This is a genomic window from Erwinia sp. PME.40.26/001 (genome assembly GCF_055556675.1).
The window spans coordinates 83,414-103,713 of record NZ_JBVHNP010000007.1; the positions used below are offsets into that span (position 1 = coordinate 83,414).

13 protein-coding genes are annotated in these 20,300 nt (G+C 57.2%); 7 read left to right on the top strand and 6 right to left on the bottom strand.

Features of this window, described 5'->3' with window-relative positions; all coding sequences use genetic code 11:
• The first annotated feature begins 295 nt into the window (after positions 1–295).
• The 3 genes from uxaC to ACZ3HG_RS18080 are packed head-to-tail and all read left to right on the top strand — an operon-like array spanning position 296 to position 4,677.
• Positions 296–1,705, top strand: a complete 1,410-nt coding sequence (uxaC, locus tag ACZ3HG_RS18070; RefSeq protein ID WP_191934288.1) for a glucuronate isomerase — start codon at positions 296–298, stop codon at positions 1,703–1,705.
• 22 nt (positions 1,706–1,727) lie between these two features.
• The gene (locus ACZ3HG_RS18075; RefSeq protein ID WP_465333679.1) at positions 1,728–3,203 is read left to right on the top strand and encodes a tagaturonate reductase; all 1,476 of its coding nucleotides are present in this window, start codon (positions 1,728–1,730) and stop codon (positions 3,201–3,203) included.
• Positions 3,187–4,677: a UxaA family hydrolase gene (locus ACZ3HG_RS18080; protein ID WP_191934286.1), complete on the top strand. Its 1,491-nt coding sequence runs from the start codon at positions 3,187–3,189 to the stop codon at positions 4,675–4,677. The genes ACZ3HG_RS18075 and ACZ3HG_RS18080 overlap by 17 nt, the downstream gene beginning before the upstream one ends.
• A 74-nt stretch (positions 4,678–4,751) precedes the next feature.
• Here ACZ3HG_RS18080 and sstT read toward each other — a convergent pair whose 3' ends face one another.
• From sstT to ACZ3HG_RS18095, 3 genes are all read right to left on the bottom strand, one after another.
• The gene (gene sstT / locus ACZ3HG_RS18085) at positions 4,752–5,990 is read right to left on the bottom strand and encodes a serine/threonine transporter SstT (RefSeq protein WP_191934285.1); all 1,239 of its coding nucleotides are present in this window, start codon (positions 5,988–5,990) and stop codon (positions 4,752–4,754) included.
• Between the two features lie 233 nt (positions 5,991–6,223).
• A complete protein-coding gene (locus tag ACZ3HG_RS18090) occupies positions 6,224–7,186 on the bottom strand; it encodes a TerC family protein (protein ID WP_062745529.1) in 963 nt (320 codons plus the stop codon).
• Between the two features lie 375 nt (positions 7,187–7,561).
• On the bottom strand, positions 7,562–8,548 hold the full coding sequence (locus ACZ3HG_RS18095) for a Gfo/Idh/MocA family protein (RefSeq protein ID WP_465333682.1): 987 nt from the start codon (positions 8,546–8,548) through the stop codon (positions 7,562–7,564).
• A gap of 133 nt (positions 8,549–8,681) precedes the next feature.
• On the opposite strand from ACZ3HG_RS18095, the gene ACZ3HG_RS18100 reads away from it, so the two are divergent.
• Positions 8,682–10,382, top strand: coding sequence for a chloride channel protein (locus ACZ3HG_RS18100; protein WP_465333684.1), 1,701 nt, complete (start codon positions 8,682–8,684; stop codon positions 10,380–10,382).
• A 29-nt stretch (positions 10,383–10,411) separates the two neighbouring features.
• On the opposite strand, the gene ACZ3HG_RS18105 is transcribed toward ACZ3HG_RS18100, so the two are convergent.
• From ACZ3HG_RS18105 to ACZ3HG_RS18115, 3 genes are all read right to left on the bottom strand, one after another.
• Entirely contained in the window at positions 10,412–11,020 is a 609-nt protein-coding gene (locus tag ACZ3HG_RS18105) for a response regulator transcription factor (protein ID WP_465333686.1), read from the bottom strand.
• Positions 11,021–11,174: 154 nt separating this feature from the next.
• On the bottom strand, positions 11,175–14,783 hold the full coding sequence (locus ACZ3HG_RS18110; RefSeq protein WP_465333688.1) for a transporter substrate-binding domain-containing protein: 3,609 nt from the start codon (positions 14,781–14,783) through the stop codon (positions 11,175–11,177).
• A 4-nt stretch (positions 14,784–14,787) separates the two neighbouring features.
• Positions 14,788–15,411, bottom strand: a complete 624-nt coding sequence (locus ACZ3HG_RS18115) for a response regulator (protein WP_465333690.1) — start codon at positions 15,409–15,411, stop codon at positions 14,788–14,790.
• Positions 15,412–15,786: 375 nt separating this feature from the next.
• Here ACZ3HG_RS18115 and ACZ3HG_RS18120 point away from each other — a divergent pair, with 375 nt between their 5' ends.
• From ACZ3HG_RS18120 to ACZ3HG_RS18130, 3 genes are all read left to right on the top strand, one after another.
• On the top strand, positions 15,787–18,891 hold the full coding sequence (locus tag ACZ3HG_RS18120) for an autotransporter outer membrane beta-barrel domain-containing protein (RefSeq protein WP_465333692.1): 3,105 nt from the start codon (positions 15,787–15,789) through the stop codon (positions 18,889–18,891).
• A gap of 145 nt (positions 18,892–19,036) precedes the next feature.
• Complete coding sequence (locus ACZ3HG_RS18125) at positions 19,037–19,741, top strand: DUF1120 domain-containing protein (RefSeq protein WP_465333694.1); 705 nt, start codon at positions 19,037–19,039, stop codon at positions 19,739–19,741.
• 147 nt (positions 19,742–19,888) lie between these two features.
• Complete coding sequence (locus ACZ3HG_RS18130) at positions 19,889–20,203, top strand: hypothetical protein (RefSeq protein WP_465333696.1); 315 nt, start codon at positions 19,889–19,891, stop codon at positions 20,201–20,203.
• The last annotated feature ends 97 nt before the right edge of the window (positions 20,204–20,300 follow it).

Sequence of the window (20,300 nt, forward strand, 5' to 3'; positions counted from 1 at the left end):
GCGTACAGCACCCGCACGGTAATTTCACCACAACCTTGCCTGCTCAGTATCGAACGCCGACACGATAACTTGTCATACAGATTTAAAAGTTGAGAGCCATCACAAAAACCATTTTTGTAATGAGGGATAATAAAACTACTGAAAACACAGGAGGATAGCTTCTGAAGGCGTGAAAGACAGCGTTATTCGCGGATAAATAGTGATGTTTTTGTGATCGCATTCGCACTATTATTTCAGCGGCAATCGTAATTGGTATGATAACTTTACTGGCATCAGACCCAGCAGGAGAGACCCCATGTCACGCTTTATGAGTGAAGACTTTCTACTCGACAGTGAATTTGCCCGCCGGCTTTACCATGATTACGCCGCTGACCAGCCGATCTTTGACTATCACTGCCACCTGCCGCCGCAGCAAATTGCCGAAAACTACCGTTTTAACAATCTGTACGACATCTGGCTGAAGGGCGACCACTACAAATGGCGGGCGATGCGTGCTAACGGCGTTGCGGAAGCCCTGTGTACCGGAGAAGCCAGCGACCGGGCGAAGTTTGATGCCTGGGCGCGCACGGTGCCGGACACCATTGGTAATCCCCTGTACCACTGGACGCATCTGGAGCTGCGCCGTCCGTTTGGCATTACCAATACGCTGCTGTCGCCCGCGACGGCAGATGCCATCTGGAACCAGTGCAACGAAATGCTGGCGCAGGAGGCCTTCAGCGCGCGCGGCATCATGCAGCAGATGAAGGTGAAAATGGTTGGCACCACCGATGATCCGGTGGACGACCTGCGCCATCATCGCGCACTGGCCGAAGATGGCAGCTTTGCCACGAAAGTGCTGCCGAGCTGGCGTCCGGATAAGGCATTCAATATCGAGGCGGAAGGATTCACCGACTATCTGCACACCCTGTCTGCGGTAGCCGATGTCGCTATCACCCGCTTTGATGATCTGCGGCGCGCGCTGACCGTGCGGCTCGACCACTTTGCCGCCCACGGCTGTAAGGTATCTGACCATGCGCTGGATGTGGTGCTGTATGGCGAGGCGGATGACGCGACGCTGGATGCCATCCTGGCGCGCCGCCTCGGTGGGCAGATCCCGCCGGAAAGTGAGGTCGCCCAGTTCAAGACCGCCGTGCTGGTGTGGCTGGGGGCCGAATATGCCCGCCGGGGTTGGGTGCAGCAGTACCACATTGGCGCACTGCGCAATAACAATCGCCGCCAGCTACAGCTTCTGGGGCCGGATGTCGGCTTTGACTCGATTAACGATCGCCCGCTGGCAGAACCGCTGTCGAGACTGCTGGATGCGCAGAACCGTGATAACGCGCTGCCCAAAACCATCCTCTACTGCCTGAACCCGCGCGATAACGAAGTGCTGGCGACGATGGTCGGAAATTTCCAGGGGGAAGGGCAGCCGGGCAAAATGCAGTTTGGTTCAGCCTGGTGGTTTAACGATCAGAAAGATGGCATGGAACGGCAGATGACCCAACTGGCGCAGATGGGCCTGTTAAGCCGCTTCGTCGGTATGCTGACCGACAGCCGCAGCTTCCTCTCTTACACCCGCCACGAATATTTCCGCCGTCTGCTGTGCCAGATGATCGGCCGCTGGGTAGAAAAAGGCGAAGCGCCGGGGGATATCGCGCTGCTGGGCGGAATGGTGCAGAACATCTGCTTTAACAACGCCCGCGATTACTTCGCCATTGAGCTGTAACCGGATAATGAAGGAAGAGAAAATGCGCAAGCTGAACCGACACGATTTTCCGGGGCCGCGCTATCCTGAGCGCATTATCCAGTTCGGAGAGGGCAATTTCCTGCGCGCCTTTATCGACTGGCAGGTCGACCTGCTCAATGAGCATACCGACCTGGCGGCCGGTGTGGTGGTGGTCAGGCCGCGCGCCAGCAGCAGTCCCCGCAGTCTGAACAGTCAGGACGGGCTTTACACCACCCTGATCAGGGGGATCACTCCCCAGGGCAAGGTAGTCAGTGAGGCGCGACTGATCCGCTCGGTGAACCGCGAAATCCAGCCCGCAGAAGATTTTGCCGCTTTTATGGCGCTGGCACACGATCCCCGGCTGCGCATTGTGGTGTCCAATACCACCGAGGCAGGGATCTACGTTGACCCGGCAGATACGCTGGCGTCCGCGCCGCCTGTCAGCTTCCCGGCTAAGTTAACGCGCCTGCTGCTGGCGCGCTGGCAGCACTTTAACGGCGCGGCAGACAAAGGCTGGATCATGCTGCCGTGCGAGCTGATTGACGATAACGGAGAGGCGTTGCGGTCGTGCGTGTTACAGACGGCGCAGCGCTGGCAGCTGCCGGCAGACTTTATGCAGTGGGTCAGCCAGCACAACACGTTCTGTTCCACGCTGGTGGATCGCATCGTCACCGGCTATCCGCAGGATGCCCGCGAACTGGAAGCCGGGCTGGGCTATCAGGATGACTATCTGGTGGCGGGTGAAGTGTATTACCAGCTGGTGATCCAGGGACCCTCTTCTGTCGCGGAGGCGCTGCGGCTGAACAAGCTGGATCTGAATATCCGTCTGGTGGACGACATCAAACCCTATAAAGCGCGCAAAGTGGCCATCCTCAACGGCGCACATACGGCGATGGTACCGGTGGCCTTTCTCGCCGGTTTGAGCGCCGTGGGCGACGCGATGAACGATCCGGCTGTCGCCAGCTTTGTCGATGAGACGCTGCGTCATGAAATCATTCCGACGCTGGCACAGCCGGTGGCGGAGCTGAACGCTTTTGCGGATGCGGTGCTGACCCGTTTTCGTAATCCGTTTATTCGCCACCAGCTCAGTAGCATCGCCCTGAACGGCATGACGAAATTCCGTACCCGCCTGCTGCCCGCCCTGCTGTGGCAGCAGGCGCAGCACGGCACGCCGCCACCTTATCTGAGCTTTGCGCTGGCCGCGCTGCTGGCGTACTACCGGGGCGAACGTGACGGTGAGCGCTACCCGCTGCAGGATGACGCTCACTGGCTGGCGCGCTTTGCCGCGCTGTGGCTACAGGTTGATGACCACGTTATCACCCTGCGACAGCTGGTGGACGAGGTGCTGAGTGACACCGGGCACTGGGGCCAGGATCTGACCGGGCTGTCCGGCCTGGCAGAGTGCGTGACGGCGCAACTGCAGCAGATCACCTCATGCGGGATGCGCGCCGCGCTGGCACAGATCACACAAGGCGGGAAACATGCAAAGCATCATTAAGATACACAGTCTGGATAATGTCGCCGTCGCGCTGCGTGACCTGGACGAAGGCGAGCACATCCACGAGGTCGGGCAGTCGCTGGTGCTGAAGCAGCCGGTCGGCCGTGGACACAAATTTGCCCTCCAGCCGCTGCCAGAAGGCGCACAGGTCGTGAAGTATGGCCTGCCCATTGGGCATACAACCCAGGCGATCGCCGCAGGGGAGATGATCCACTCGAACAATGCGCGTACCAACCTCAGCGACCTGAATGAGTACCAGTATCAGCCGGATTTCGTCACGCTGCCTGAACAGGCCGCCGATCGTGAGATACAGGTCTATCGCCGCAGCAGCGGTGAAGTGGGCATTCGCAATGAACTGTGGATCCTGCCCACCGTGGGCTGTGTCAACGGCATTGCCCGCCAGATCCTGCAGCGTTTCCTGAAAGAGACCGCCGGGGCGGCCGGTATTGATGGCGTCCATCTGTTCAGCCACCCTTTCGGCTGTTCGCAGCTCGGCCAGGATCATGAGAATACCCGCACCATGCTGCAAAATATGGTGCGGCACCCCAACGCCGGTGCCGTGCTGGTGATAGGCCTCGGCTGCGAAAACAACCAGGTAGACGTGTTCCGCGAGACGCTTGGTCACGTTGACCCTCAGCGGGTGAAGTTTATGGTCTGCCAGCAGCAGGACGATGAAGTGGAAGCCGGCCTGGCGTTACTGCACCCGCTGTATGAGGCGATGCGCCACGATCGCCGCCAGCCGGGCCAGCTCAGCGAACTGAAGTTCGGTCTGGAGTGCGGGGGATCGGACGGCCTGTCGGGGATCACCGCCAATCCGCTGCTCGGACGTTTCTCTGACCAGATGATTGCCAACGGCGGCACCACGGTACTGACCGAGGTACCGGAGATGTTCGGCGCGGAACGTATTCTGATGAGCCGCTGTCGCGACGCGGCGACCTTTGAAAAAACCGTCACCCTGATTAACGACTTCAAGCAGTACTTTATTGCCCACAACCAGCCGATTTATGAAAATCCGTCCCCGGGCAATAAAGCCGGAGGCATCACCACGCTGGAAGAGAAGTCGCTGGGCTGTACCCAGAAAGCCGGACAGAGTCAGGTGGTGGATGTGCTGAAGTACGGGCAGCGCCTGACGCGGCCGGGGCTGAATTTACTCAGCGCACCGGGTAACGATGCCGTTGCCACCAGCGCCCTGGCCGGGGCAGGCTGCCATATGGTGCTGTTCAGTACCGGACGCGGTACGCCTTACGGGGGCTTTGTGCCGACGGTGAAACTTGCCACCAACAGCGAGCTGGCAGCGAAAAAGCCCCACTGGATTGATTTCGATGCCGGACAGCTGATCCACGGCGTGGAGATGCCTGCGCTGCTGGCGCAGTTTGTCGATACCATCGTGGCCATCGCCAACGGGCAGCAGACGCGGAACGAAGAGAATGATTTTCGCGAGCTGGCGATATTTAAAAGCGGGGTCACGCTGTAATTCCGCCTGTCACCGGCAACGGGTGAGCGGAAGGCACAGGGGCTGACCTGGTCTTTTGGTCAGCCCGTGGCGATTTACGCGTTCTTTGCGGCGCGGCGATCGTCGGCCATGCAGGCCGCAGCGGTAAACAGGATATCCGCCGACGAGTTCAGGGCGGTTTCAGCTGAATCCTGTAATACGCCGATGATAAAGCCCACGGCCACCACCTGCATCGCGACTTCATTCGGAATACCGAACATGTTGCAGGCTACCGGGATCAGCAGCAGGGAACCGCCAGCCACGCCCGAGGCCCCGCAGGCACAAATCGAAGCGACCAGACTCAGCAGAATGGCGGTCGGCACGTCGACGTGAATGCCCAGCGTATTAACGGCCGCCAGCGTCAGCACGGTGATGGTGATTGACGCTCCCGCCATGCTGATATTGGCACCAATCGGGATCGAGACCGAATAGGTATCCTCATTCAGACCGAGTTTTTTCGCCAGTGCCATATTGACCGGAATATTGGCGGCCGAGCTGCGAGTGAAGAAGGCGGTCACGCCACTTTCGCGCAGGCAGGTAAAGACCAGCGGATACGGGTTACGGCGGATCTGCCACCACACCAGCAGCGGGTTAAACACCAGCGCCATCAGCAGCATACAGCCAATCAGCAGTACCAGCAGGCTGGCATAGTCCCACAGCGCGTCAAAGCCGGTTGAGGCCAGAATCGACCCGACCAGGCCAAAAATCCCGATCGGCGCGAAGCGGATCACAATCCGCACCAGGCGGGTGACGGCATCGGAGGCATCATTCAGGAAGGTACGGGTGCTGTCGCTGCTGTGGCGGAAGGCAAAGCCCAGGCCAATCGCCCAGACCAGAATACCGATGTAATTGGCTTTCATCACGGCTTCAACCGGGTTGGTCACCATGCTCATTAGCAGGCCACGCAGCACCTCCAGGATCCCCGATGGCGGCACAATCTCAGTGCTGGCCGTCCTCAATGTCAGGTTCTGCGGCAGCAGATGGCTGCCCACCACGGCGACAATCGCCGCGCAGAAGGTACTGAGCAGATAAAGCATAATGATGGGGCGAATATTGGTTTTCTGCCCCTGCTGATGGTTAGCAATCGAGGCGATCACCAGCACCAGCACCAGCAGCGGGGCCACCGCTTTCAGCGCGCTGACAAACAGCTCACCGAGCAGGCCCACCGCCAGCGCATTGCTTTTCGAAAACCAGGCCAGGGCAATACCTGCCACCAGACCGATCATGATTTGTGTTACCAGGCTACCCTGCATCAGGCGACGAATCAGCCCGTGGCCACTTTTTTCAGTACGCATAGTTTAAAATCGCTATCGTTATCGATGTATTGGAGTGTGTTTGCGTGGGGCAGTATAAGGAAATCATCTGGCAGGGAAAGGGAAAAATGAGGGGCCGCACAGGGATATCAGGGTTATCTGTAGGGGAAGACCCTTTATTCTGGTCGTCGTGTGCCAGGAGGGCGATCGAAAAAATGATCGCCCCTGGCGATCCTACCCGGTGGGGGCGACCTTTTTCCAGCCGCCCCGTCTCGTCAGGATACTTTACGATCGTTACGGTAGTTGACCACCGCGTTGATAATCAGCGTCAGGGCCAGAATACCGCCTACTACGCCCAGCGAGATGGCAATCGGAATATGGAAGAAGTCGACGATTAACATCTTCACGCCGATAAACACCAGGATCACCGACAGGCCATACTTCAGCATCGAGAAGCGCTCTGCCACGTTCGCCAGCAGGAAGTACATCGCACGCAGGCCGAGGATGGCGAACAGATTGGAGGTCAGCACGATAAATGGATCGGTGGTCACGGCAAAGATGGCCGGAATACTGTCAACGGCGAAAATTACGTCACTCAGTTCCACCATAATCAGTACCAGCAGCAGCGGCGTCGCAAACAGCACGCCATTTTTACGCACAAAGAACTTCTCGCCTTCGATTTTGTCGGTCATACGCATACGGCTGCGCAGCCAGCGTACCAGCGGCTTGTCGCCAATAGCACTGTCATCTTCCTTCGCCAGGGCCATTTTAATCCCGGTGAACAGCAGGAAGGCACCGAAGATGTACAGCAGCCAGCTAAACTGAGTCACCAGCCAGCTTCCGGCAAAGATCATGATGGTACGCAGGACGATCGCACCCAGCACGCCGTAAATCAGCACCCTGCGCTGCAGCGCGGCCGGTACGGCAAAATAGCTGAACAGCATCAGCCAGACAAACACGTTGTCGACGGCCAGCGCTTTTTCAATCAGATAACCGGTGAGGAACGCCAGCGCCTGAGTGTCCGCCACTTCGCGCCCGACGGTGTCGTTGAGGTACCACCAGAAGGCAGCATTAAATAACAGAGAGAGCGTCACCCAGACCAGCGACCAGGCAGCGGCCTGTTTCATGGTCATGGTGTGCGAGCCGCGACGGCCCTGCAACAGCAGGTCAATCGCCAGCATTATCACGACGACGACAGCGAAGCTGCCCCAGAGTAACGGTGTGCCGACAGTGTTCATATATCATCCCGTGCAAAATAAAAAATGGCCAATTACCCGTCATCTTTCATGCTGCAGATACGTTGGCTGACTTCACGAACCCCGGTCACTTACTGATGTAAGCGGGTGGAGAACCGTTAAGTTGCCGCCTGTCTGCGACCTGACGTCTGTAGGGTATATCGGAAGGCATCAGCCACAATATTATTGATGCTGTAAGCAAACCTCGCCTCCCGGCAAGGTCTCACTTACAACCAGGATAAGGTTGCTCAGTAACCGGACATCATGTGGATGTCGTATTGACGATTAACTGACGAAGAAGTTACTCCCCTTTGCTGAGGCAAAAGATAGGCGGCCCGCTGCGGCAGGTCAATCTTCTTCAGTAATATTTAGAAATATTTACACAGCAGCCGTGTCAGCCGGGAACACCACGCCGGTCTGACGGCGGATTTCGGTCAGCACCTTTGCGGTGATCCGCGAGGTCGCCAGCCCGGGTTGATCGACCTGATTATTTTCCACCAGCCGGGCGAACACCTCTGCTTCGTACAGCATGGTGTTGATATGCTGCGGCTGCGTCAGATCCTGCGCCTTACCACCGTGCGGGACAAAACTGAGACGCTGACATTCGGAAACCTGCTCCACCACCAGCGAGCCGTCTTCACCCTGGATTTCACTCGGCAGGGTCGACTGGCTGATTTTGGAGTGCTGCAGCGTGACATCGAAATCGCCGTAGTTAAGGATCGCCGTGCCGTGACCGTCAACGCCGCTGTCCAGCAGGCTGGCGCTGGCGACGATGCTGTCCGGTTCACCCCACAGGCTCACCGCTGTCCCCAGGCAGTAGTAGCCAATATCCATAATGGAGCCGTTGGACCAGGCGGGATTGAACGTGTTGGGGTTTTCCCCGTCAAGGTAACGCTGATAGCGGGAAGAGTACTGGCAGTAGTTAATAAAGGCTTTACGCAGCCGGCCCACTTTCGGCAGCGCCTGTTGCAGTGCGAGAAAATTGGGCAGGCTGGCGGTTTTAAACGCTTCAAACAGCACCACCTGATGTTCGGCGGCACAGGCGATCATCGCATCGACTTCACGCAGATTGGAGGCCAGCGGCTTTTCACAGATCACATGTTTACGGTGGCGCAGGAACAGCAGGGCCTGCGGGCAGTGCAGCGCGTTGGGGCTGGCAATATACACCGCATCGATTGCATCCGATGCCGCCATCTCCTCCAGCGAGTCAAACAACTGCTCGACCGGATAGTCGCTGGCGAAGGTCTCTGCCTGCGCCAGTGAGCGTGAATAAACGGCGGTCAGCTTCATTTTCCCGGTTTCATGGGCAGCATCGATAAACTGACGGGTGATCCAGTTGGTTCCAACGACGGCAAAGCGAATCATAGTGTTCCTGTGCGGCTGAGTGAACGAAAAAGCAGATTACCATCTGTGTGCAGCCTGGCAATGACTAAAAGGAGGGATTTGATTTTTCAGCTCACCTCTCGCACCATACAGAAAATCATCCCGAGGGAACCCGATGAGCGTTCGCAGCCCGCAGAGTAAACATGCACTTAACTGGACCAGTATTCTGGTGGCAATCCCGGTCGGGCTGGTGGCTTCCCTGGTGACGCTGGGCTTTCGTGAAGCGATTAACCTGATCGATAGCCTGCTGTTTCGTGGCCAGACCGATATTACCCGGGCGATGCAGGTTTACCCCTGGTATATCTGGCCGCTGATTGTCGGCTGCGGCGGGTTGATCGCGGGTTTTCTGCTGCGCTATGCCACGGCCATTGAACAAAAACAGACGGTGCGTACCGACTATCTGGAGGTGATCAACGCACAGCTGGACGCGGTGCCTGCCCGTACCTCGCTGTTCCGCAGCCTGTCATCGCTGGCCAGTATCAGCAGCGGGGCGTCTATCGGCCGTGAGGGGCCGATGGTGCAGCTGTCGGCCTTAGCGGGGAGCCTGATGGGCCGCTGGTGGTTCCGGTCGCTACCGCTGAAAAACAGCGACGTGGTGGCCATGGCCGCGGCGGCGGGGCTCTCGTCGGTGTATCATGCGCCGCTGGCCTCCGCGATTTTTGTTGCTGAAATTGCCTTTGGCATCTCGGCCATGCAGCGGCTGATCCCGCTGATCATCTCCTCCGGGGTGGCGGTGCTGACCATGTGGTCGCTCGGCCACCGTTCCGCCATGTACCCCTTTTCCCACAGCCAGTTTGACCTGACACCCGGTAGCATTGCGCTGACCGTCGGTATCGGCCTGCTGGCAGGGCTGATGGGCTGGGCAATGCTCTGGCTGATCGGGCAGAGTAAGCGCTGCTTTACCCGCATCAACAACCTGCCGTTGCGCCTCGGGCTGGGGGGACTGCTGGTGGGCTCGCTGGCCATTGGCAGTACCCAGATTCTGGGTAATGGCTACGAAGTGATTGTGCGCATTATGGCGGGCGATTTTCTTCTGCCCGTGCTGCTGGCGCTGCTGCTGCTGAAAATGCTGGCGACGGCCATTTCCGTGGGATCCAGCGCAGTGGGGGGGCTGTTTACCCCGGCGTTGCTGATCGGCGCGCTAATGGGCGAAATGGTGTCGCTGCTGGCCTCTGCCGCCGGAATGCCGGTAGGGAACGCCGAAGTGTTTGCTGCCGTCGGCATGGGCGCGGTCCTCGCCTCGGTCAGCCAGGCTCCCTTAATGGCGATGCTGATGGTGCTGGAGATGACGCTCAACAGCAGCCTGCTGTTTCCGGCGATGATCGCCAGCGTGCTGGCCTCAATGACCGTGTATCGTCTGCACGCCCGCAGCGCCTATTCCATGATGAGCAGCCATTTCAGCCGCTCTGATGCCAAATTTGATTTTGATAACGGCATCATCTCCCAGTTTATTGTCTCCGGGGCGGCACTCACTCCGCAGGACTCCGTCGGCAAAGCGCTGGCGGTCAGCACGCTGAAACGCGAACGTTTTGTTTATGTCATTGGTGAGCAGGGCGAATTTCTTGGCGCGGTGTCAATCCACGATATCTCGCACAAGGTTCTGGATAAAGAGATTACGCTGACCTCGCCCATCAGCTGTGTCATGGATGCAAACTTCCCGACCATCTATGAAAACCAGACAATAAAAGAGGGCTGGGACGCCTTTGCCCGGGTCACGCTGGAGCGCCTGCCGGTGCTGAATAATCCGCTGGAGCGGAAATATCTCGGGGCGTTGACAAAAACCAGTTTAATCCAGCAGGCGAAAGATTTTATCTGAGCGCAGGGCTGACAGAAACAGAGTCAGCCCTACGAGTGATAATAGATGCCGAAGCGATCCATTTTTCTTTGGAAATCGGCTACCGTTCTGCATTTGAGCTTTTCCATGATTTTCAATTTATAATAACTGATGGTTTTAATGCTGAGCGGAAGTTTTTTCGAAATATCCTTATGGCATTTCCCTTCTGACAGAAAACGCAGTAAATAAAATTCCCGTGGGGTTAAAATATCGCGCTGGTCATCATTGATTTCCGGTTGCTTTGCTTCGTAATGAAACCCGGGTGGGATCATACACAGTGCAAGGTTGACCATGCTTTCATTTTTGAACAGCATAGTGCAGCGGGGTAAGGTAGTGCGCACGAAGGCAATCAGCGCCGGGTCGCGCAGACGCGTGTAGATGACCATTTGCAGCATGGGGCGGCGGCGTTGAAGCGCTTTGAAATAATCAATACAGGAAAACAGATTATCTTCATCCGTTGACAGCTCACACATCAGGACATTAATCCGGTGATGTCTTAACGCTTCTTCCAACTGAGCTAATGAGGCGCAGCCGATCGTACTAATATTTCGAGCAGAATAATATTCCTCAAGACCTTTAATGCAAAAGGCATTGCTATCAAGCATGGCGATATGAAACATAACGAGTTGACCGTGTAATTAGATTAATCTTATTACACTCTCAGCCCGGTATATTGTCTATCAGCGTACCCCCATAGTTGTGTGGTCATTGTCTGACGGGATGACAACGCGGAATTTTTCTTTTCGTGAAAGGGCAGCCTGACGCTGCCCCTGATTATTCTTCACTGAGGAAACGCTCAATCGCGCTGTTAAGGATCTTCAGCTCGCTTTCCGTCTCCTGCCACAGTACGCCAGCCTCATCCACAGAGACTTCTTCCTGACGGCAGACATCTTCCAGCCTGCGACACAGTGCTTCAGCTTTATTAGCGCTGATAATCTGGCAGGCACCTGACATACGGTGAATACACTTTGCCATCTCCGGCCAGTCTTCCAGCTCCAGCAGCTCGGCTGCTTCGAGCATATCCTGGCGCTGGGTGGCCAGGGTGACGCTGAGCAGGGAGTGCAGCAGGTCTTCATCGCCATGGGTGAGATTATTCAGCCCGCTGAAACTGAGCATCTGCTCCAGCTCGCTGGGCGCGGGTTTATCTTTTGCCAGCCGCAGCGCGACCTCACCGAGCATCGCCTGTAACTGCGGCAGATGCAGCGGTTTGAACAGGCAGTCATCCATGCCTGCCTGCTGGCAGCGGGCACGTTCTTCCGGCCATGCGTTGGCCGTCAGACCGACGATCATCAGCGGCTGGGTCTGATGGCTGCGGATCAGCTGGGTCAGCTCCAGACCGTCCATACCCGGCATACTACAGTCGGTGATGAGCAGATCGAACGACTGTTTCTGCCAGATTTCCCAGGCCTCTTCACCGTCGCTGGCTTCGGTGACCTGGTGGCCCAGTCTGGCCAGCTGGCGGCGCAGCAGCATGCGGTTTGCCGGGTGATCATCCACCGCCAGGATGCGCAGCGGCGGTACATCTGCCGCCGCAGGCAGGGCTTTCGCGGCGACCTCTTCCGGCCGTGAGCTGCGGGTGGCCACTGCCAGAGTAAAGGTCACCTCCGTGCCTCTGCCCGTTTCACTTTGCAGGGAGATATTGCCGCTCATCATCTGCACCAGCTGTGAACAGATAGCTAAGCCGAGGCCTGAGCCACTCTGGCGTTTTCCATCCTCTGCCTGCACCCATGGACTGAAGATATTCCCCTGCTCATCAGGGGCAATGCCTTTGCCACTGTCTTTTACCGAGACGCTCAGCCTGACTTCATCGTTGCCCAGCTGGGTGATATCAATATCGACGGCCACATGGCCTTTTTCGGTAAATTTGATCGCGTTACTCACCAGGTTAGACAGGATCTGGCGGAAACGCAGGGCATCGATAAACACTTCAAAAGGCATCACCGGCGGCAGCGTACAGCTCAGGCGCAGGCTTTTTTGCCGCGCCAGCCCTTCAAATACGCGCACTACCGGCGGTGCCAGCTCTGTTGTGCGTACCCATTCCGGGGCCAGCTCAAGACGACCGGATTCAATACGCGCCATATCCAGAATATCGCCAATCAGGCCCATTAATGAGCGGGCTGACTCCCACGCCACTTTGACCGGTTCGTCGTCTTCAGTTTTGCGTCCGGGGGCGCTGACCGCCAGCTCCAGCAGACCGATGATGGCACTGACCGGGGTCCGAATTTCATGGCTCATGGTAGCCAGGAAGGTACTCTTCGCCCGGTTTGCCTGCTCCGCGCGCTCGCGAGCCAGCGACAGATCGGTGGTCAGACGCTGATGTTCCGTGACATCGATCCAGCTGCAAATCAGTCCCGCTGTCTGCTGGGAATCGTCGAGATAGCGAACAGCGTTATGGATAACGCTGCGCTGGCTTTCACCGTTAAACAGCTGGAAAGCTCTGGGCTGTGGTTGCGGGCCCGTGTTGCTTCGCTGTACTTCATCTTTAATCTCACGCCAGATGACATTCAGCGGATTGTTATCATCCGCCACTGTGCCGCGTGCACTGCTGACTTCATCGCCTTTGAAAAATTCCTGCCATGACTGGTTAAACAACACCAGGCCGCCCTCGCGATCGACGACATACACCGGGACCTGTACGCTGTTCAGCAGCGTATCGCTGAACTGCAACTGCGATTGCAGGCTCTGCTGTGCCCGGCGACGGGCGGAAACCTGGCGGCGCAGATAGTAAATCCAGATGAGAGAGGTCAGACCAATCGCCAGCGTCAGGCCGCCCAGCAGCCAAAACTGTGTGCGGTAAACTGCCCAGGTATCCAGCTGCACATCCGGTGTGGTCTGCCATTTATTAATGACGCGGGTCATCGACCGTGGGGAAATATCGGCCAGGGCTTTATTCAGAATGCTGAGCAGTTCCGGCTGATCGGGGCGCACGGCAAAGGAAATCTGCGATGATTCAGTGCCCAGCGTCCTGGCAATCTTTAAGCCGTTGCGGAAATAGCGGTCGATCATATACCCGCCGCCCACCAGCGTATGCACGGCACCGTCAACTTTACCTTCATTCACCAGCTGCATCGCGATGCTGGCATTGGCCACGGTCACCAGGTTGATGCCCGGATACTCTTTTCTCAGTTCGGGGATCAGCATATTGTTTTCGGTAATCGCGATGCGCGTACTTTTGTTCAACGCCATTGGCAGGCTCTGAGACTGCCGGACGACCAGCACAAACGGGGAGGAAAAGTACGAGCGGGTGAAGCGCAGCGCATTATCGCGCACCTCACTGTAGCTGATGGCGGCAATAAACTGGCCTTTGCCCTCCTGAACGTCGCTGAACATCTCATTGACGGACTCCGCTACCACCGGTGTGAAATTGATGCCGGTCCGCAGGCGAATAAGACGCAATAAATCCGCGCTGATACCGTAAAAGTTACCCTGCTGATCGACCATGGTAAACGGGGCATACAGTGAATTCACCACCACCGGAATCGTCGGATTCTCTTTCAGCCAGCGCTTTTCACGGTCGTTAAAGCTCAGTCTGTTGACGATGGGCAGCATGTCAGAGCCTTCACTCCACTGCTGATAGATAACCTGATTTTGCGTGGGCGGGATGGCTCTCAGTACGCTATTGACGGCATTCACCAGCTGGGTGTCCGAGGCGCGCATCAGAAAGCGGGTGCCCGGCTGACGCACCGGGAAAATCTCCTGTATCGCCAGCAGGTTATTATAGTTGCGTCCCACCAGATAACTGGCAGTGGTCAGATTGCCGAGGTAGTAATCACTGTTACCGAAGGCCAGTGACGCCAGCGCATCTTCATCGTTGTCAAAACGCTGGATATTCGCATTGGGAAAGTGCTGGCTAAGCCAGTCAATATCAAGATAGTGGTGTGACACGGCCAGGTGCAGGTTCTTCACCTGCTTCCAGTCATAACGACGATCGTTAATCCGCCGCATCAGCGTAGGGTTATCCGCCAGAAAACTCTGGCTGCCTACCAGTGTGGTATGGCTGGGCAGCGGGTTTCCGGTGGGATCGGTCACCAGATCCACTTTGTGATCTTTCAGCGCCTGCAGCGCCTGCTCGCGGCTGGAGAAACGTAAAACCTGCGAACGTATTCCCAGATATTGCGCCACCAGCAGACTGTAGTCGGCGGTTATCCCTTCAAACTTACCGTTTTCGGTAAACATATCAAAGGGGGGCGTTTCGGGATCCCAGACCCCAATTTTCACTTCGCGTTTTTGCCCCAGCCAGCGCCAGTCCTCATCGCTGATGTTGAAGCTGCGCGGGTTGTAATTCTCGCGGCTGATAATAGACAACACTTCAGGCGCGTCTTCTGCCCGTGCCATCAGCAGTGGGCAGAGCAACACAAGCAGTAGCAGGACACGTTTTTTCACAGAGTCAGTCCAGATGGTTGCGCCGGGCGAAATCAATCAGTGCCAGATTAGATTCCAGCTCCAGTTTGGTCATCACCCTGGTTTTGTAAGTACTCACCGTTTTATTACTGATATGCATGCGTAGCGCAATATCGATCACCTTCATCCCCTGAGCCAGATAGCGCAGTACCTGAAGTTCACGACTGGAAAGCGATTTTAGCGATTCGGTTTCCTGCTCCGGGTGAGGGATATTGTCACCATTTTTACGTTTCAGCGGGAAGTAGCCGTAGCCGCGCATCACGGCTTTCACGGCATCGCTCAGCTCTTCAAGATTATTACGTTTGCTGACAAAACCATCGGCACCAATGCTCATACAGCGGCTGAGGTAATGTTCGTCATCGCGCGAGGTCAGCACCAGCAGGCCGCCTTTGAAACCGGCAGCGCGCAGCTTTTCAATGACTTCAATCCCGCTCAGCGAAGGAATATCCAGATCGACAATCACCATATCGGGTTCCAGCTGCCGCACCATTTGCAGTGCCTTCAGGCCGTCATCCGCTTCGCCCACCACGGTGTGCTGATCTTTTTCTAACAGCATCCTGATCGCCAGACGTGCGACGGGATGATCGTCAATCATCAAAATGTTAGCCATGATAACGCCTCTTGAATAAATACCTTTCCCGGATATTGTCATAATAATTACAGACTGTAAAAGTGAATTAATAATAATGCACAGAATTATCTTATCTGCTGTAGTCCATGAGGGAAAGGATGACAAAATAAGTAAAAATGCCTGCTTAAATGCTGTTCCTGTCTGATGTTAATTTTTTTGCTTTGACCCTAGAGTCTGTGCTGTATGTGTTTTTAATCAATCTGTTATGGTTTTTTTTGGCTAGTTATTAATTATTCAATTTCAGGTTTAAGCTTCAGGTTTATTAATTTTCGCCTTTAGCAAAGGTCTTTCTATTCTTTGCGTCAGGGGGCAATTCATTTTATTTTCTATAGCGCGTCTGCTCAGGAACACGCAATGAATCCAATATTCATACCTTCGCTATTATCTCAATGCTGCCTGCTGGCGCTGGCATCCGCTGCGCTTTCTCCCACTGCACAGGCCGGTAACAGCGTAACCGACGGCTCGACCCTGCTGGTGACCAGTGGCTATACCTCCAGCCTTGCAGGGGATTATCCGCTGCTGGCCAGCGGTGCAGGCAGCCTGTTACAGACCAGTGTCCCCCTGACTTTCCGCACCTCAGGGAATAACCTGTTCGCCGCGCGCATCCTTGACGGCGGCGAAATGGTGCTGTCTGGTGCCACGCTCAGTACCAGCGGCTTACAGGCCAGCGGGCTGGATATCACCGCAGGCCTGGCCACGCTGCGCGGCGGGCTGATCGCCACTAACGGAATTAACAGCAGCGCTGTCGCCGTGCGCGGTGACAGCCAGCTGACCCTGGCCGATCTGGCGCTGGTCACTAACGGCAACCAGAGCGTGGGGATTGATATGCGCGGCGGCACGTTGCAGGCAGATAACGTCAGCCTGGTGATCAACGGCAGCAGTGCCAGCGGCATCGCCCTTGGCGGCGGTGTCTTTGCAACGCACGTAGACGCGGCGCTTAATGATGTCAGCGTGCTGATGCAGGGCGCGGGAACGCAGGCGGCGATTGAAGTGGGCAATGCCCAGCTGAACGGCGACCGCGTGACGCTGAATGCGCTGGACCAGCACCGTGGCGTGGAGATCTACAACCCGGAAAACAGCCGTGGCGTGGTGATGCTCAGCAACAGCACCCTTGCTACGGAAAGCGGTGATGCCGTCTACCTGCTGAACGGGGATATCACGCTGAACAACAGCCAGCTGACGACGCAGACCGGTATCGGCGTCAACGTCAATAAAAATGCCAGCGCCCTCCTGAATCAGAGCAGCGTGACCACCAGCGGATACGCGGCGGATGCGGTATGGATCGCGGAGGCCAATTCGCACGCACAGATCGCCGATTCGCAGCTGGTCACCCGCGGCAGTGCGGCCACGGCGCTGAATGCGCAGTACGGTCCTGCGACTATCATCAACAGCGAGCTGGAGACCAGCGGCAGCGGCAGCTACGGCATCTACACCCAGAGCCAGGTGGATGCCGATGGCGTCACCGTCACCACTACCGGCGCTTCCGGCATGGGCGTATTTGCCGCGATGGGGGGACGGGTCAATATCAGCAACAGCACTATCACAACCGCAGGAGAACTGGCGGCGGGGCTGCTGGCCTATCCGGCTTCGGGCATTACTGGCGATCGGCTGACCGTGACCACCACCGGTGATAACGGTTTTGCCCTCTGGGTGCGCTCCGCTGAGATGGCTGTCAGCAACAGCACGCTGACGACTCAGGGCAACGCGGCTGGTCTGTATCTCAGTGGCAACAGCGCCGGTGATGCCAGTTTGGTCCGCCTCGACAATACGGCACTCATCAGCCAGCGCGCCAGCGGTATCCAGGCTGCGGGGGCACAGGGGCAGCTGGCGTTGAGTAACGGCACCGTAGTGACGGGCGGCAGTGGGACGGTCCTGCAATCGTCCGGCGGCAGCCAGCTGGCCGTCACGGCCGATCGCCAGGTCACGCTCAACGGTGATGTCAATATTGCGGCCGGTGACCAGGTGACGCTGGCCATGCGTGAGGGATCGACGCTGACCGGTGCGGTACAGAATCTGCAAAACCTGACGCTGGACGACAGCGTCTGGAACCTGACCGGGAATTCCGTTACCGGGACGTTAAGCCACAGCGGCACGATCAACTTTGTGCGCGATGGTGCAGGCTTCCACACCCTTAACCTCAGTACCCTGAACGGCAGTGGGCACTTCGTGATGAACACGGATATTGCCGGCCTGCAGGGCGATCTGATCGCTATTTCCGGTGATGCCAGCGGAGCGCATCAGATCAGCGTGCGCGACAGCGGGCGCGAACCGGCTGACAGCAGCGGCATTCTGCCGCTGGTGCATACCGCAGGCGGCAGCGCATCCTTCTCCCTGACCAGCGGTGTCGTGGATGCGGGCGTCTACCAGTATGAAATGCAGCAGCGCGGCGATGACTGGGTGCTGGCGGCAAAACCAGCCAGTGCTGACCCGGATATCGACAGCCCGGGTAGCAGCGACCCGCTGCCACCACCACCGCCAGCACCAGGGACCGATCCGGGAGAACCGCCCGTCGTCGCGCCAGGGACCGTCGTCCCGGTTAACCCTGCACTGACGGCATCATCCCGCAGCGTGCTGGCGCTGTCGAATGTGTTGCCGGTGGCGGCAGATGCCGAGCTGAGCACTCAGCGAACCCGTGCCGGTGAAATCCGCAGCGGGCAGCAGCAGGGCGGTGTCTGGCTGCGTACGCTGGTCGGTGAGACACATCAGGACGGCAGCCGGGGAACGGATGCCAGGCTGCAACAGAGCGGTGTGATGATTGGCGTGGATAGCGCGCGCGAAACGGAGGGCAGCACCTCGCTGTTCGGCCTGTTCACCGGCGTCAGCCATCACAACGTGCAGTACAGCGTCAGCGGCAGCGGCAAAATCGACAGCTACTTTATCGGTGCCTATAACACCTGGCTGCTTAATGACGGCTGGTTTGTGGATGCTGTAGCGAAAGCCAACAATTTCAACGTCAGCAACCGTGTGACCATGAGCGGTGGCGAGCAAAGCAAGGGCGGTTTCAGCACGCCGGGCTTCACGCTGTCGCTGGAAGCAGGCCGCCATATAGCCTTCAGCGACGGCTGGTTTATCGAGCCTTCGGCGCTGGTCGCGACAACCTGGATCAAAGGCCAGAACTGGCAGATGGATAACGGCATGCAGGTGAAAAATGGTCAGATGTCGTCAAAACAGGGCGAACTGAAGACGGTGGCCGGGCGTTCGCTGACGCTGGCAAACGGCGTCACACTACAACCCTGGTTACAGCTGGCGGTCATTAACGAATTTGCCTCAGGGGATGATGTCAATCTCAACGGTCATGGGTTCCGCAACGACCGCTCCGGTCTGCGCGGTGAGGCAGGGGCTGGCATCGCGGCACAGATCCATCGCGATTTGCAGGTCTACAGCGAAGTGACGCGCGCCAGAGGGGCCAACAGCGAGCAGCCATGGGGAGCGAGCCTCGGCGTACGCTGGAGCTGGTAAGACTTGATTCAATGCGCCTACAGAATGCAGGACGTGGACTACAAACCTGGATAGCCAGTCTGATGGTGAGCTCATCAGGCTGGCAGGATAATCAGTCAACTTAATCTGCCGCGAAACGGTACACTTTTACTTTCTGGAACCTGTTATGAAAACGTCAATTACTGCCATCACTTTACTGGCTCTCAGCCACAGCGCCCTGGCCGCTGACAGCGTTGATGTGCGCGTGGTCGGCACGATCGTCCCGGCCGCCTGTACGCCATCATTCCCTGGCGGCGCCGTGGTCGATTACGGCACCATCGTCGCCAGCTCGCTGAATAAGACCAGCTACACCGTGTTGAATGAGAAAGCGGTGGAGTTCGCCATCAGCTGTGACGCGCCAACCAAAATTACCCTACGTGCCATTAACGGCCGCCCGAATACCACGCCTGAGTCGAATGATCTGGCCTACGGATTTGCGCCGATGCCGATGGGGATCACGCTGTTAGGCAAGACCTTCCCTTCCGGTGCAGCGGGGCTGGGGCTGGACGGCGCTGCGCGCATCGGTGGCTATGCGATGATGATTAACAACAGCAGCGTGACTGCTGATGGTGTGGCGGTCACGACCATCAGACGACCGTTTAATAACGCCCCGAATACCTGGATTGCTTCTGATGGCACGCTGTTCCCGGTTTCAGCAAACGAAGTGACACCCGTCAGCTGGGCAACTACAGGGCAGCTGATTCCGCTGGCGTTCACCAACCTGTCAGGCCAGCTGCGCGTGCAGGGTTTCCTGAACAGAGTTTCTGCACTGGACGTGTCAAAACCGGTTCAACTCGATGGTCTGACTACGCTGGAAGTTAACTATCTGTAAGAAATGGCTTTATAAGAAAAAAGAGTGTCCTTAGGTGTCCTTTTTCCCGCTCCGGCGGGATTTTTTTTGCCTGTAGTCCTTTAGTTATGGTCAAAAATGGTCGATAGATCCTGTTGAGCAACTTTTTGCTCCCCTCAGGAGAACGCCATGAAACTGTCCCATTTTTCACTGCTGGCTGCGACGCTGCTGTGTGCTCATTCTGCCACCGCTGCAGATAGCGTTACGCTGCGCGTTACCGGGGTCATTATGCCGGTCGCCTGTTCGCCAGAGGTCGCCGGGCAGGCGCAAAAGCCAGATCTGGCGATAAACTGCATGAAGCCGCGCGCGGTCAATATTCGCTGGGCACCCGCCGGTGCAGCTGTGCCACTCATCAGCGCGCAGCTGCACCACTCCCCGCAGATCAACCTGACGCAGCACCTCTCTTCTGCCCGCGGCACCGAACTGGAAATCTACTACCTCTGATCGTCTTCCTGTCCCTTCGTGCAACCCCGGGCGCGGCATGCCACGCCCTTGCCAGACGCTGTAGGTAACGCCTTACAAATTCACATCCCAGGCTTTC

Coding starts and splice junctions, on each gene's coding strand:
- ACZ3HG_RS18105 (WP_465333686.1), bottom strand. CDS start 11,020: ATGTTTCATATCGCCATGCTTGATAGCAATGCCTTTTGCATTAAAGGT.
- ACZ3HG_RS18090 (WP_062745529.1), bottom strand. CDS start 7,186: ATGAACACTGTCGGCACACCGTTACTCTGGGGCAGCTTCGCTGTCGTC.
- ACZ3HG_RS18100 (WP_465333684.1), top strand. CDS start 8,682: ATGAGCGTTCGCAGCCCGCAGAGTAAACATGCACTTAACTGGACCAGT.
- ACZ3HG_RS18095 (WP_465333682.1), bottom strand. CDS start 8,548: ATGATTCGCTTTGCCGTCGTTGGAACCAACTGGATCACCCGTCAGTTT.
- ACZ3HG_RS18120 (WP_465333692.1), top strand. CDS start 15,787: ATGAATCCAATATTCATACCTTCGCTATTATCTCAATGCTGCCTGCTG.
- ACZ3HG_RS18130 (WP_465333696.1), top strand. CDS start 19,889: ATGAAACTGTCCCATTTTTCACTGCTGGCTGCGACGCTGCTGTGTGCT.
- uxaC (WP_191934288.1), top strand. CDS start 296: ATGTCACGCTTTATGAGTGAAGACTTTCTACTCGACAGTGAATTTGCC.
- ACZ3HG_RS18125 (WP_465333694.1), top strand. CDS start 19,037: ATGAAAACGTCAATTACTGCCATCACTTTACTGGCTCTCAGCCACAGC.
- sstT (WP_191934285.1), bottom strand. CDS start 5,990: ATGCGTACTGAAAAAAGTGGCCACGGGCTGATTCGTCGCCTGATGCAG.
- ACZ3HG_RS18115 (WP_465333690.1), bottom strand. CDS start 15,411: ATGGCTAACATTTTGATGATTGACGATCATCCCGTCGCACGTCTGGCG.
- ACZ3HG_RS18080 (WP_191934286.1), top strand. CDS start 3,187: ATGCAAAGCATCATTAAGATACACAGTCTGGATAATGTCGCCGTCGCG.
- ACZ3HG_RS18075 (WP_465333679.1), top strand. CDS start 1,728: ATGCGCAAGCTGAACCGACACGATTTTCCGGGGCCGCGCTATCCTGAG.